Genomic DNA, 11,713 nt, shown 5'->3' with positions numbered 1-11,713 from the left:
AATATATAATAACTTATAATAAGAAATTAATATTATTAATTAAAAACTAAAGGATGGAAAATCATATGAAGGCAATAATTTTAACAGCTGGTGAAGGAACAAGAATGCGTCCTTTGACAACCACAAGACCAAAAACAATGCTTATTACTGGAGGAAAACCATTAATCCAATATAACATTGAATCACTTAAAAAAGCAGGAATCAAAGACATAACCTTAGTTGTAGGATATAAACATGAAGTTATAGAAGACTACTTCGGAGATGGAAGTGACTTTGGAGTAAATATTAATTATGCCTTACAAGAAGGACAGCTTGGTACAGCTCATGCTATTGGTAGTGCTGAGGAGTATATTGATGAAAGTTTCATAGTTTTAAATGGAGATATTATTGTAAGTTATGATCTTATTAGAAACTTAATTGAAAAATATGCTACAAGACGAAGCAACAATGTTAAAGGAGTATTAACATTGATTGAAGTTGATAATCCATCAAATTATGGTATTGTTTCAATGACTAATGATAAAATTACTCAAATCATTGAAAAACCAGCAGAAGATGAAGCTCCAAGTAATCTTGCAAACGCTGGAATATACCTATTTAGCCTTGAAATATTCGATGCTATTCGTGAAACACAACTTTCAGAGCGTGGAGAATATGAAATTACAGATTCACTTCAAATTGAACTTGACAATGACTATGAAATACTTGGTTTAGTATCTCATGAACCTTGGATGGATGTTGGAAGACCATGGGAACTTCTAAAATCTAATGCTAGCTTCCTTGAGAAAATGGAAGAAGATATTCAGGGTGAAATTGAAGATGGTGTAACAGTTCATGGTGATCTTCATCTTGGTAAAAACAGTATTATAAGATCTGGATGTTATATTCAAGGTCCTGTATTTATTGGTGAAAACTGTGATGTTGGACCTAATACATATCTACGTCCATATACCTGTTTGTGTAACGATGTAGATGTTGGTAATGCTGTTGAGATAAAAAATAGTATTATTATGGATGGTACTAATGTAAATCATCTTTCATATGTGGGAGATTCTGTTATTGGTGTGAATTGTAATCTTGGTGCTGGTACAAATCTTGCAAATCTTAGATTTGATAATAAAAATGTTCCAGTTACAGTTAAAGGTGAACGTGTAGATTCTGGTCTTCGTAAACTTGGTGCTATCTTTGGTGATGGTGTAAAAACAGGTATTAATACTAGTGTAAATCCTGGTGTTAAAATTGGTAATGGCTCATTCATTAATGCTGGATGTGTAATTTACCGTGATATTGAGGAAAATTCACTTGTTAAAGCACGTGTTAGTCTTGATATTCAAAAAATAGAGAAAAAAGAAGATTAATTATTTTTTTTTATTTTCTTCTTTTTTTAACCTTCTAAAACTTTTTTTTTAATAATTTCTCATGTGGTATTTGGATTGTATTCTGATACTATTGTTGTTGTAGTGTTATCTTTGTGTATTGTTGTTATGTTTTTATTTACAACTTCTGTGGGATTTATATTTACATAGTGTACATAGTTTCTATTGTCTGTTGTATTTTTTTCCTGGTTTGTAAAATATGTGTGGATATTATCTGTGTTTGTTTCATTTAGTGTACTTATTATGTCCATTCCATACATTGAAAATATGATTGATGTTATAGCAAGTACTACTAGAAATACTGTTGCTGCATAGTCTCCTTTTGTATCGTTTTGTATGTAGTTTGCAGGTCCTGTAAATGTAATGTTTCCTATTGGATAGAGTAGTTTACATCCATTTTTTGATAGTAGTGATATTATTATTGATGAGGCATATCCTACAGTTAGTGCTATCATTATGGTTGGATATTTTATTGAAAAGATTATTATTGGAATAAATACTAGTAGTGATGTTTTATAATTTGATGGTAGTATTGTACTTATTTGTGAGGCTATAGTTGCAAATATTAATCCAACTAGAAAATCTGGTATGTTTAGAAGGTATGATATTAGTGAATATAGTACAACTGATGCTAGAAGTTCATTTATATTACTCATAATTTACCATCCTCATTTTTTTATCTTCGTATCATGTAATAGAACGATCTATACATTAGAAATGTAAACCATAGTGTACTTACTATAATTCCTACTATACTTAGTTGTATTTTAAGAAATAGTAGAAATACCAGTATTGTAAAAACTAAAAGTAGACTAAATTGTATGTTTATACTTAATGAGCGGTTTGTGTAGAATTTATCATCTACTATTATGAATTTTTGTAGAAATTCTTCATCTATGAGGTCTTGGTCTTCTGTGATATTTGCTATTATTGTTATGTTTTTATTTTCTGATAGTTGTCTGTAGTATGTTAGTTCTCGTCGTGTTAGATGTTCGAAGTGGTCAAGAAAGATGTGTAGTTGTTTATCTTCTGTTTGTTTATTAATTTCATCAATTAGGCTGCTTATTGTCATATTTTTGTGTTGTTTTTCATCTACTTTTTTTAGTATTAATTCAATTGCAGTTTTTCCCTTTTTTGGTGTTGAAATATAGATGGGATTATATTTTTTATCATGAATTTTGTAGATGTTATATAATGGTTGTTTATAGAGTAGTAAATGCTTGTCTTTTTTGATGTATTGTTGTATTTTATCATGCATATTATTCATTAACTTTAAGGATATATCGTTTCATTTTATGATCATTTATTTCTTCAACACCAACATATTTAAGAAAAATCTTATCACCAATAAGAGTAGTTTTCATAAGTATGTCAAGATGAAACCTACCCCAGATACAATAAATAGTATCATCATCCTGAATTTTATAGAGATTACTTTTATATTTTCCAACATTACTAAGTTTATCAATTAAAATTCCCTCAATTGAATCATCAACATCAGGATTCCAATAAATTGTTTTAATTTCCATTTCTAATCCATCCTTTTTTGAACATTATAAACATGCATCTTATGTCCACTACCTGTTTTAATACAACCATTAAATGTAATTCTAATATAATCATCAATATCAACATCATCCATAAGCTTATCAAGCTGAGTTTTACCCCAGATAATAGTCTTTTTTGAATTATATTCAAGAATATACATATTCTGATTGTATCGTCCAACACCATGCTTTTGTGATATAAGTTTTCCTTCTATCATTTCACCTTCTTTTGGATTCCAGGTATCTGTTTTAATTTCCTGCCATTTTCCATTGTCGTGTTGTTTTTTGTTATTTTTAAAGATTTCAATAAAAGCATCAACTCCTATTGTTAATAAAATAGATTAATTATAAAATCATACTTTATTTGTTTTTCATAACCTTATTTCTAGGATAAGTTTAATTGTTTTTTTAAAGTTATAATTGTAGTTGAAAATATTTAGAAAAAATACCATTTTTTTATGTAAAATTCTACTAAATTTTTAAAATTAAATTTAGTTAAAACTAAGATCTAATAGTTTATTAATTAAAAAAAATAAAGATAAATATAAAGATTATAATTTAAAAGTAATTTAAATTATTTTTTTATAAAAATAAGATGTTTTTTGTATAATTTATTGTTAATTTTTCAGAATCAAAATCAACATAATTAATAATTACAAATTATGGTAATATATTATAATCAGTTGAATTTCTAAAAAAAATTCTTGTAACAAAAAGTGTTACACATATGAAAAATAAATTATTTTAGAAAAAAATAGTAAAAAAAATATTACTTAAATAGGTGATTGAAAGTGAGTGAAACAGTAGTAATATCCCCTACTTCTCGTCAAGAGGGGCATGCGGAACTATCAATGGAAGTTGATGAAAACGGAATAGTTACAACAGGACGTTATTTTAGTATTACACCTGTTCGTGGAATAGAAAAGATGCTAATAGGCAGAAGACCAGAATCTGCACCAGTAATTGCACAGAGAATCTGTGGAGTATGTCCTGTAACACATACACTTGCATCAGTAGAAGCAGTAGATGATTCACTAGGAATTGAAATACCAGAAAATGCAAAATATCTAAGAGAAATGTGTCTAAATGCACATATAATAAATAGTCATGCAATACACCATTTCCTAGTAGCACCAGACTTTGTAGATGATAGTATTCGTGCTGATGTAATAGCAAATGTTTCTGAAATAAGAAAACAAGCACAATTTGTAGAAGATGTTATTGGAGGAGAAGGAATTCATCCATCAGATATAAGAATTGGTGGAATGGCACATAACATCACAGAAAATACAAAAAATAAAATTCAGGAAAGAATCTCAAATGTTTTACCATTAATTAAAGAACACATAGAAACAATGGCAGAACTAGTTGAGAAAAAAGACTTCCCAGATAAACTTGGAGAACACAGCCAACCAGTATTTGCATCATCAAACACATATGGTTCAAGAGATGCAATAGATATGGATGCAGTAGAAGAAATTCTACCAAGTTCATGGTATGATCAACCAGAAATAGGAAAAAGAGCATGCTCACAAATACCATTATACAAAGGAGAAGTTGTAGAAACAGGACCAAGAGCAAGAGCTGTAAAATTCCGCAACTTCAAAGATAAAGGTGTAAAAGCACAACATATAGCAAGAGCACTAGAAATGGTAAATTCAGCAGAAAGAATTCTTGAACTCATAGATCAACTTGACACATCAGCTGAAACAATGGCAAAATTCAACATTGAAGGAACAGACAAACTTGGAGTAGGAGTAATTGAAGGTCCACGTGGAACAAACATACACATGGCAAAAATATCACCACAAGGATACATTTCAGATTACCGTGCAATTGTACCAACAACATGGAACATCCCAACAATGGGTAAAGCAACAGAAGGATATCATCATAAATATGGAGCAGATGTAATACGTGCATACGATCCATGTCTATCATGTGCAACACATATGGTAGTTGTAGATGATGAATCTAAAGAAGTAATAAAAGATGAAATGATACAATTATAGAATTAATATAATGGAGAAGTTAGATGGCATATAATCATGAAAATCTAATAGTTGGATGTGGGAATATCTTATTTAAAGATGATGGCTTTGGACCTGAAGTTATCAATTATATGAAAGAAAATAACATACAACTACCAGGAGATACATGTCTAATTGATGGAGCAACAAGTGCACCACACTATATCTTCACATTACCTGAAGATAAATGGAAAAATATCATAATAATAGATATAGCACAACTAGATACAAAGCCAGGAACACTTGCAGTACTAGATCTGGGTGATGTAAAAGAAGAGGATAGATATATGGATGTACATGGTGTGAGTGTAACATATCCACTTCATGATCTTGAAGATAAAGTAAATATAAAACTTGTTGTATGTCAACCAGAGTGTGTACCACTAGAGATGGAAATGGGCTTAACTGATGTATTATCAGATAAAATACCTGAATGTGTTGATTTAACAATGAAAGTATTAGATGAAATGCTTAGTAAATAAGATCTCCATGTGATTATAATATGAGCTAACTTTAAAATAACTAGGAACTAAAGGAAATATAAAAATTAAATTATAATAAAAATAAAGGTGAGAGTCTTGTCTGAAAATGGAAATGAAAAATTAAAAGTAGGATATATCCACTTATCAGGATGTACTGGAGATATCATGTCTTTTACAGAAAACTATGATGATCTTGTAGATCTACTTGATGCTGTTGATATTGTATATGGACAAACACTTGTAGATAGATGGGATATGCCAGAAATGGACATAGTTTTAGTTGAAGGATCTGTATGTCTTGAAGATAAACATTCAGTAAAAGAATTAAGAGAAGCAAGAGAAAAAGCAGATCTTCTCGTAGCATTTGGATCATGTGCATCAACTGGTGGATTTACAGTATATGCAAAAGGAGGACAACAAGCACAACCTCAACATGCATCATTTGTACCACTACAATACTTAGTTGATGTAGATTTAGCAATACCAGGATGTCCACCAGGACCTGAGGCAATTAAAAAAGTTATACTTGCAGCAGTAAATGGAGATATGGAATATCTTGAACCATTTATGAAATTTACAGAGAAAAAAGATGCATGTGGATGTGACTTACAGAAAAATATTGTAAATCAATCAATTTGTATTGGATGTGGAACATGTGCAGCTGCATGTCCTACACGTGCAATGTTAATGAAAGATGGAAGACCATCATATAACTGTGATCGTTGTGTAAAATGTGGTTTATGCTACTATCAATGTACACGTAGCTGGTGGTCTATAGATCAAATTAAAAAAGAAATGGGATTACAATAGATAGGGAGGCTATTAAAGTGAGTATAATAAATGATTCAATTCTTGGACCACACCAAGAAATAATAACAGTAAGAGCTGTAGATAATAAAATCCTAAAAGTATCACAAGATGGTGGAATTGTATCAGCACTTCTTTCATATGCTCTTGAAACTGGAGTAATAGATGGTACAATTGTAGCAGCACCAGGTGAAGATCCATGGAAACCAGAACCTCTTGTTGCAACAACAACAAAAGAAATTCTTAAAGGTGCAGGAACAAAATACACAATGTGTCCTAACATTGCATTAATTAAGGAAGCAACACGTGAATATGGTCTTGAAAAAATAGGAACTGTAGGAACACCATGTCAAGTTATGGGAATTCGTAAATCACAAACATATCCTATGGGATTCAGAAATACAGCAGAAAAAATAGCACTTGTTGTAGGTATTTATTGTATGGAAAACTTCCCATATGAATCTCTTAAAACATTTGTAGAAGATTCAATTGGAGTATCACTTGAAAATGTTGAAAAACTTGATATTACAAAAGGTAAATTCATAGTAAAACATCATGAAGGTGAAGATTCAATTCCTCTTAAAAATACACATGGATATGAACAAACAGGATGTAACTATTGTATGGACTATGTAGCAGAACTTTCAGATTTCTCATGTGGATCTGTAGGTGCAAAAGAAGGATGGTCAACAGTTATAAAAAGAACAGATAAAGGTGCATCACTCATTGATCAAGCACTAGAAGATGGAGTTCTTGAGCAAACTGAAACAAATGAAGGTAAATTTGGTCTTGGAATGCTTAGAAAACTTGCAACAAATAAGAAAACTAAAAATCAGAAAAACATCGACCAAAAACTTGAATTTGGAATACCTGTTCCATTTGCTCATTCAAAAGATAAAGACGATGTATTTGAAAACAGATAGATTTATCTTAAATTAACCACCCTTTTATCTTATCTTTTTTTTAGCATATTCAAATTTCTTTTAATTATATCAACTTTTTTTATAATTATATTATATATAAATTGAAGATTATAATATTATACATATGATTCAAGCAGTATTTTTTGATATGGACGATACAATATATGATACTTCAGGTTTTGCTGCTATTGCACGTAGAGCAGCTGTTAAGTCCATGGTACATAACGGTCTAAAATGTAGTGAAGATGAAGGTTATGAATGTTTAATGGAAATTGTTAAAGAGAAAGGATCAAATTATGATAAACATTTCAATATTCTTACAGAAAGAATCAATGGTGAGGAAGATCCATTAATTATTGTAAATGGAATTATCACATATCATAATACAAAATTTGCTATGTTAAAACTTGAACCTGAATCTTTTTCAATACTATTATATCTTAAGAGTAAAAATTATAAGGTTGGACTTATTACTAATGGTAAGAAATTGAAGCAGTGGGAGAAACTTGTACGTCTTGGTGTTTATCCATTCTTTGATGATGTTGTTACATCAGAAGATGTAGGTATTGAAAAGCCTGATGTTGAAATTTTTAAAATTGCAATGGATCGTCTTAATGTTACAGCAGATACATCTATTATGATTGGAAATAACTTTGATACTGATATTATTGGTGCATGTAATGCTGGTATGCAGAGTATGATTATTAATTCTGATATTACAGATGAACAACAAGAACTTCTTGATAAACGTGGATATACTGTTAAGAAATTAAATAATTTAATTGATTTAATGAAAATATTATAAAAAAATATGTATATAATTAATTTTAAAAATATTAATATTATATAATAAACTATAAAATTAGATTATTTTTTTTGATTTTATTTTAATGGGAGGTTAATATTATGGTTCAATCTGTAATTGTTTATTCTGAAATTATTCCAACAATTCTTGCAGTAGCAGGTGTTTACTTTTTAGGTACTGGTATTCTTGATCACAAAAGAACACAAGCTGTAGCTGGAATTGTTTTATTTATTGCATCGGTAGCAGTACCATTTATTATCCTAACAAACTTAATTTAATTGGGATGTAAAAAGGGGTATTACTTCCTTTTTTCTATTTTTTTAATGATTTATTGATATTTAATTTCTATTTTTTCTTTTGCCATTTCTGCTGCAAATATTCCAGCTTCATAGACTGACTTATTTTCCATAATTTTTGATGTATATGCTGCAATATATGTATCTCCAAGTCCTGTAGGATCTACTATTTTTTCAGCTTTTATACATGGAATATCAGTTTTCATATCTTGCATGTAAATTGTTGATCCTTTTGATGCTTTTGTTATTATGAATGTTTCAATGTCATATTTTTTTAGTATTTCATTGATATTATCATCTGTTATTTCATTAAGATTAAATGCTTTTTTTGTTTCTTCATCATCTAGTATTATTGTATCTGCATATTTTAGGTATGCATCTTTATTGTTCCATTCATGTCTTTTTATGTTACCATCTTTATCTGTAGATCTTAGATATCCCTGTGCTACTATTGTTGTTTTAAGATTGTTTTGTTTTAGATATTTTATTGTTTCAGGTGGTATGTCATATTCACATAGTGGTGAGATTATTGCTGTGTGATATTGGCTTAGATTAATATCTTTGATGTTATCTATGCCTATTGGATTTTCAGGTAGTGTTGCTTTTTGTGTTCTTTGCATTGATTCATCATAGATGTTTGTATATTGCATTGTTTGTTTGGTTATTATTGTTTTAATGTTTTCTTGGCTATCAAAACTATTGAGTAATTTAAGATCATCATCTGCTATTGTTAATACTACATCATGTGGCGTGTTTATTAGGTGTAATGCTTTTGACTGGTAGAATACTGATCCACCTGTTTGTGAATTTCTACTTTGTGGTGTAATTATTATATCTTTTGTAATTGGACCTATTGTAAGTATCTTATTTTGCATATATTATCACATTTCATATTCTAGTTTTCCTTCATGTAGTATTGTACCAATAAGGAAGTTGTCAATTCCCACTTTTTTATATTCTGCTATTGCCTGGTTTGTTATTCCACCTGCCATGATATGTTCAACTGTTGGTGTTTTTGATATGATTTCATCAACTACATCACACTGTTTTTGTTGTTTTTGTCCTACTTGTGTAATGTTAAGTAGTATTACATATTTTGGTTTAACATCATTGATAAGTTCAATTAACTCAGATACTTTGATGCTTTTATCTTTAAGAAGCACTTCATTATCTTTAATATCAACACTAAAGATTAACTTTTCATTGTCATATTTTTCAAATATTGCATAGGCATCAGAAATACTAGATAATGTTTCTGTTGCAACTATATTGTATGTACAAATTTTACTATTTTCTTCAATATCATCTGGTGTTGAAATACCATTATCAAGCATAACAGGAATAATATCATTAACTTTAGAAATTAAACTACTATTGTCACCAACACCTTCAATCTTATCAAGATCTGCAATATACATAAGCTTTGCACCATCATCACGAAGATTAGATGCAAGATCAATAATATCACAACCACGACCATAAATACTTCTAAGTTCTGTATATGTATCACGCATTCCAGATTTACCAGAAACACACATTGAATCTTTCATATCAACAACAGGAATAATCATAAAAACCATCTAATAATCATTTAATCTTTCTTTTCTTGCCTGAACATATTCATCTACAGCATCAAGGCTAAGATCAATAGCTTTTTGTGATAAATCACTTGGAAGTTCAACATCACTATCAAGTTTAATGTTAATATCAATATCAAAACTATCTTCTAATGCTTTAAGATTAATCATAATATTAATATCTTCAAATTGTTTCTTATTTACATTATCAAGAATGTATTTTTCAGCTGTATTATGAGCAAGTTTAATAATTTCATCTGCTTCATCTTGTGTTAATTTAATCATAAAAAATTTCACCTTTATAAAAATTTTAATTTAGTTTTTAGTTAATTTATATAATAAAAAAAAAGGATTTTGTAATATAAAACATTTATATTTATGGTGGTCAAATTAATTTAAAAAAAGATATAAATTTAGAAGAAAAAAATATTTCCTCTAAAAATAAATCCCAATTTAGATTCCAATTTATTGTTGTAATTGGTTCATTGCATTTTGAAGACTTGCTTGTAATTCAGTAAGTTTATCATTGATACGTTTTTCTTGTTTGTTGATTGTTTTTTCTCTGATTTGGAGCATTTCAATTGAATCATTTAAGTCTGCTTCAGATTGTGCTTTTGTTGTTTTAATGAGAAGAGGTCCAGCTGTTTTGTAAACATCTTCATCATCTGCAATTTTTGAAAGTTCATCTAAAGCTTTTTTAGATTCATTAAGTTGAATTGTTAAGTTTTGTTTTTGCATTGCAATTGATTGTGCTTGTTGTTGTGCTTGTTGGAATTGATTTAATTGTTCTTGTATATTTTCAGGCATTTCCATCTTTAATCACCTAATTTCTTTTATTTTGTAAATAAAAAAATAATTCTTATTATATAAAATTAATTTTTTTAGAAAAATATTTAATTAATTTTTTTTCTATTATATAAACATATATATTTTATCTTTTTATTATATTTTTAATATTTCAGTAGATAATTTAATCCACCTAATATATGAATTTATAGAAGCTCTTAGTGAAACAACATCTTTTGAATTAATTGTAATAATCATATTGTTATTATCTAATTTAATATCAGTAGTTGATCTATCATTATGTGAAAATGATAACTCAGGATAAATTGCATTATATACAATTTCAGCTTCACGATCACTATCAAATTCAACTTCAAAGACTGTTTCAATGTTATTTAAAACCTTTTTATCTTCCATGTAAATCACACTTCTTATTCATTGATTTTAAATCCACTAATATAAATCTTAAATTTAGTATCATCACCATTTTTATCAATAAAATTAACAGATGCAACATAGTCATCTTTATCATAATCACGACAAATAACACAGTTTGTCTTAATTTTCTCAGATGGCTTTATTTGCATAAAAAATTTATTAAATTCACTTAGTGATTTAGCCTTGTTTATAACATATATATCGTTAGATTTTGTATTAATCTTAGAATTATTTGATGGTAGAGAACAATTTATATAAATACTATATAATGGTTCTTCACTACTTTTTTCTATATCATAAACATTGATACTACTAGGATTACCTTTTGTTTCTGTAATAACAATGAGCTTTGATACATCTTCTTGTCTTGTTTGTGTAACAACCTTATTAAAACTAGATTTTCCACGATTTATATATTTAAAATTAAAATAATGTTTGAGAAATTGACTAAATCGTCTAGTTTTTTGTGATGGTTTACGGCTTGTTGTTATTAATACATCAGAATCTAGTTGAAATATCATTTTAATCTCCACAGTATCCTATTTTTAGTATAATAATAAAATAAAAAGAATTATGTTTGATTTAATTTAAATTTTGAGTTTAATTAAAAAAATAAAGAGGGTAAGATTATGTAAAAATAATCTAC

Annotated in this window: 17 protein-coding genes; 7 read left to right on the top strand and 10 right to left on the bottom strand. The window is 28.4% G+C overall.

All coding sequences use genetic code 11. The features are described from left to right. The first annotated feature begins 65 nt into the window (after positions 1-65). Positions 66-1,358, top strand: a complete 1,293-nt coding sequence (gene glmU / locus MRZ80_RS04710) for a bifunctional sugar-1-phosphate nucleotidylyltransferase/acetyltransferase (RefSeq protein ID WP_292536668.1) — start codon at positions 66-68, stop codon at positions 1,356-1,358. 59 nt (positions 1,359-1,417) lie between these two features. Here the strand turns inward: glmU and MRZ80_RS04705 are convergent, their stop codons facing one another. The 4 genes from MRZ80_RS04705 to MRZ80_RS04690 are packed head-to-tail and all read right to left on the bottom strand — an operon-like array spanning position 1,418 to position 3,141. Next, positions 1,418-2,032 carry a hypothetical protein gene (locus MRZ80_RS04705; RefSeq protein WP_292536666.1) on the bottom strand — a complete coding sequence of 205 codons (615 nt, stop codon included), beginning with the start codon at positions 2,030-2,032 and terminating at the stop codon, positions 1,418-1,420. Positions 2,033-2,052: 20 nt separating this feature from the next. Beyond that, on the bottom strand, positions 2,053-2,634 hold the full coding sequence (locus MRZ80_RS04700) for a hypothetical protein (RefSeq protein WP_292536664.1): 582 nt from the start codon (positions 2,632-2,634) through the stop codon (positions 2,053-2,055). 1 nt (position 2,635) lies between these two features. After that, positions 2,636-2,905 (bottom strand): hypothetical protein, encoded by a 270-nt coding sequence (locus tag MRZ80_RS04695; RefSeq protein WP_292536661.1) that lies wholly within the window; start codon positions 2,903-2,905, stop codon positions 2,636-2,638. A 2-nt stretch (positions 2,906-2,907) separates the two neighbouring features. Beyond that, positions 2,908-3,141 (bottom strand): hypothetical protein, encoded by a 234-nt coding sequence (locus MRZ80_RS04690; protein ID WP_292536659.1) that lies wholly within the window; start codon positions 3,139-3,141, stop codon positions 2,908-2,910. 573 nt (positions 3,142-3,714) lie between these two features. Here MRZ80_RS04690 and frhA point away from each other — a divergent pair. The 6 genes from frhA (at position 3,715) to MRZ80_RS04660 (ending at position 8,248) form a co-directional block, all read left to right on the top strand. Continuing rightward, positions 3,715-4,935, top strand: a complete 1,221-nt coding sequence (gene frhA, locus MRZ80_RS04685) for a coenzyme F420 hydrogenase subunit alpha (protein ID WP_292536657.1) — start codon at positions 3,715-3,717, stop codon at positions 4,933-4,935. A 23-nt stretch (positions 4,936-4,958) separates the two neighbouring features. Further along, positions 4,959-5,435, top strand: a complete 477-nt coding sequence (gene frhD, locus MRZ80_RS04680; RefSeq protein WP_292536656.1) for a coenzyme F420-reducing hydrogenase, FrhD protein — start codon at positions 4,959-4,961, stop codon at positions 5,433-5,435. 69 nt (positions 5,436-5,504) lie between these two features. Continuing rightward, positions 5,505-6,245 carry a coenzyme F420 hydrogenase subunit gamma gene (frhG, locus tag MRZ80_RS04675; RefSeq protein ID WP_292536949.1) on the top strand — a complete coding sequence of 247 codons (741 nt, stop codon included), beginning with the start codon at positions 5,505-5,507 and terminating at the stop codon, positions 6,243-6,245. 23 nt (positions 6,246-6,268) lie between these two features. Continuing rightward, positions 6,269-7,165: a coenzyme F420 hydrogenase subunit beta gene (frhB, locus tag MRZ80_RS04670; RefSeq protein ID WP_292536946.1), complete on the top strand. Its 897-nt coding sequence runs from the start codon at positions 6,269-6,271 to the stop codon at positions 7,163-7,165. A gap of 124 nt (positions 7,166-7,289) precedes the next feature. Then, positions 7,290-7,970, top strand: coding sequence for a TIGR02253 family HAD-type hydrolase (locus MRZ80_RS04665; protein ID WP_292536654.1), 681 nt, complete (start codon positions 7,290-7,292; stop codon positions 7,968-7,970). Between the two features lie 101 nt (positions 7,971-8,071). Continuing rightward, on the top strand, positions 8,072-8,248 hold the full coding sequence (locus MRZ80_RS04660; protein WP_292536653.1) for a hypothetical protein: 177 nt from the start codon (positions 8,072-8,074) through the stop codon (positions 8,246-8,248). A 50-nt stretch (positions 8,249-8,298) separates the two neighbouring features. Here the strand turns inward: MRZ80_RS04660 and MRZ80_RS04655 are convergent, their stop codons facing one another. The 6 genes from MRZ80_RS04655 to MRZ80_RS04630 form a co-directional block, all read right to left on the bottom strand. After that, complete coding sequence (locus tag MRZ80_RS04655) at positions 8,299-9,141, bottom strand: PfkB family carbohydrate kinase (protein ID WP_292536650.1); 843 nt, start codon at positions 9,139-9,141, stop codon at positions 8,299-8,301. A 6-nt stretch (positions 9,142-9,147) separates the two neighbouring features. Then, positions 9,148-9,837: a HisA/HisF-related TIM barrel protein gene (locus tag MRZ80_RS04650; RefSeq protein ID WP_292536648.1), complete on the bottom strand. Its 690-nt coding sequence runs from the start codon at positions 9,835-9,837 to the stop codon at positions 9,148-9,150. 9 nt (positions 9,838-9,846) lie between these two features. Next, a complete protein-coding gene (locus MRZ80_RS04645; RefSeq protein ID WP_292536645.1) occupies positions 9,847-10,128 on the bottom strand; it encodes a DUF3194 domain-containing protein in 282 nt (93 codons plus the stop codon). A gap of 180 nt (positions 10,129-10,308) precedes the next feature. After that, positions 10,309-10,656 carry a prefoldin subunit beta gene (locus MRZ80_RS04640; RefSeq protein WP_292536644.1) on the bottom strand — a complete coding sequence of 116 codons (348 nt, stop codon included), beginning with the start codon at positions 10,654-10,656 and terminating at the stop codon, positions 10,309-10,311. A 129-nt stretch (positions 10,657-10,785) separates the two neighbouring features. Next, positions 10,786-11,046: a KEOPS complex subunit Pcc1 gene (locus tag MRZ80_RS04635; RefSeq protein WP_292536641.1), complete on the bottom strand. Its 261-nt coding sequence runs from the start codon at positions 11,044-11,046 to the stop codon at positions 10,786-10,788. A 14-nt stretch (positions 11,047-11,060) separates the two neighbouring features. After that, positions 11,061-11,588 carry a hypothetical protein gene (locus MRZ80_RS04630; RefSeq protein ID WP_292536640.1) on the bottom strand — a complete coding sequence of 176 codons (528 nt, stop codon included), beginning with the start codon at positions 11,586-11,588 and terminating at the stop codon, positions 11,061-11,063. Between the last annotated feature and the right edge of the window lie 125 nt (positions 11,589-11,713).

The sequence above is a fragment of the Methanosphaera sp. genome (genome assembly GCF_022768985.1).
In the GTDB taxonomy this organism is placed as follows: domain Archaea; phylum Methanobacteriota; class Methanobacteria; order Methanobacteriales; family Methanobacteriaceae; genus Methanosphaera.
The sequence above is the reverse complement of the archived record's forward strand: the minus strand, read 5'-3'. Positions and strand labels throughout refer to the sequence as shown.

What these genes read in the sequence shown, in the direction of transcription:
- glmU (WP_292536668.1), top strand. Translation starts at nt 66, where the DNA reads ATGAAGGCAATAATTTTAACAGCTGGTGAAGGAACAAGAATGCGTCCT.
- MRZ80_RS04635 (WP_292536641.1), bottom strand. Translation starts at nt 11,046, where the DNA reads ATGGAAGATAAAAAGGTTTTAAATAACATTGAAACAGTCTTTGAAGTT.
- MRZ80_RS04650 (WP_292536648.1), bottom strand. Translation starts at nt 9,837, where the DNA reads ATGATTATTCCTGTTGTTGATATGAAAGATTCAATGTGTGTTTCTGGT.
- MRZ80_RS04630 (WP_292536640.1), bottom strand. Translation starts at nt 11,588, where the DNA reads ATGATATTTCAACTAGATTCTGATGTATTAATAACAACAAGCCGTAAA.
- frhD (WP_292536656.1), top strand. Translation starts at nt 4,959, where the DNA reads ATGGCATATAATCATGAAAATCTAATAGTTGGATGTGGGAATATCTTA.
- MRZ80_RS04640 (WP_292536644.1), bottom strand. Translation starts at nt 10,656, where the DNA reads ATGGAAATGCCTGAAAATATACAAGAACAATTAAATCAATTCCAACAA.
- MRZ80_RS04705 (WP_292536666.1), bottom strand. Translation starts at nt 2,032, where the DNA reads ATGAGTAATATAAATGAACTTCTAGCATCAGTTGTACTATATTCACTA.
- MRZ80_RS04695 (WP_292536661.1), bottom strand. Translation starts at nt 2,905, where the DNA reads ATGGAAATTAAAACAATTTATTGGAATCCTGATGTTGATGATTCAATT.
- MRZ80_RS04655 (WP_292536650.1), bottom strand. Translation starts at nt 9,141, where the DNA reads ATGCAAAATAAGATACTTACAATAGGTCCAATTACAAAAGATATAATA.
- MRZ80_RS04645 (WP_292536645.1), bottom strand. Translation starts at nt 10,128, where the DNA reads ATGATTAAATTAACACAAGATGAAGCAGATGAAATTATTAAACTTGCT.
- MRZ80_RS04660 (WP_292536653.1), top strand. Translation starts at nt 8,072, where the DNA reads ATGGTTCAATCTGTAATTGTTTATTCTGAAATTATTCCAACAATTCTT.
- MRZ80_RS04700 (WP_292536664.1), bottom strand. Translation starts at nt 2,634, where the DNA reads ATGCATGATAAAATACAACAATACATCAAAAAAGACAAGCATTTACTA.
- MRZ80_RS04665 (WP_292536654.1), top strand. Translation starts at nt 7,290, where the DNA reads ATGATTCAAGCAGTATTTTTTGATATGGACGATACAATATATGATACT.
- MRZ80_RS04690 (WP_292536659.1), bottom strand. Translation starts at nt 3,141, where the DNA reads ATGATAGAAGGAAAACTTATATCACAAAAGCATGGTGTTGGACGATAC.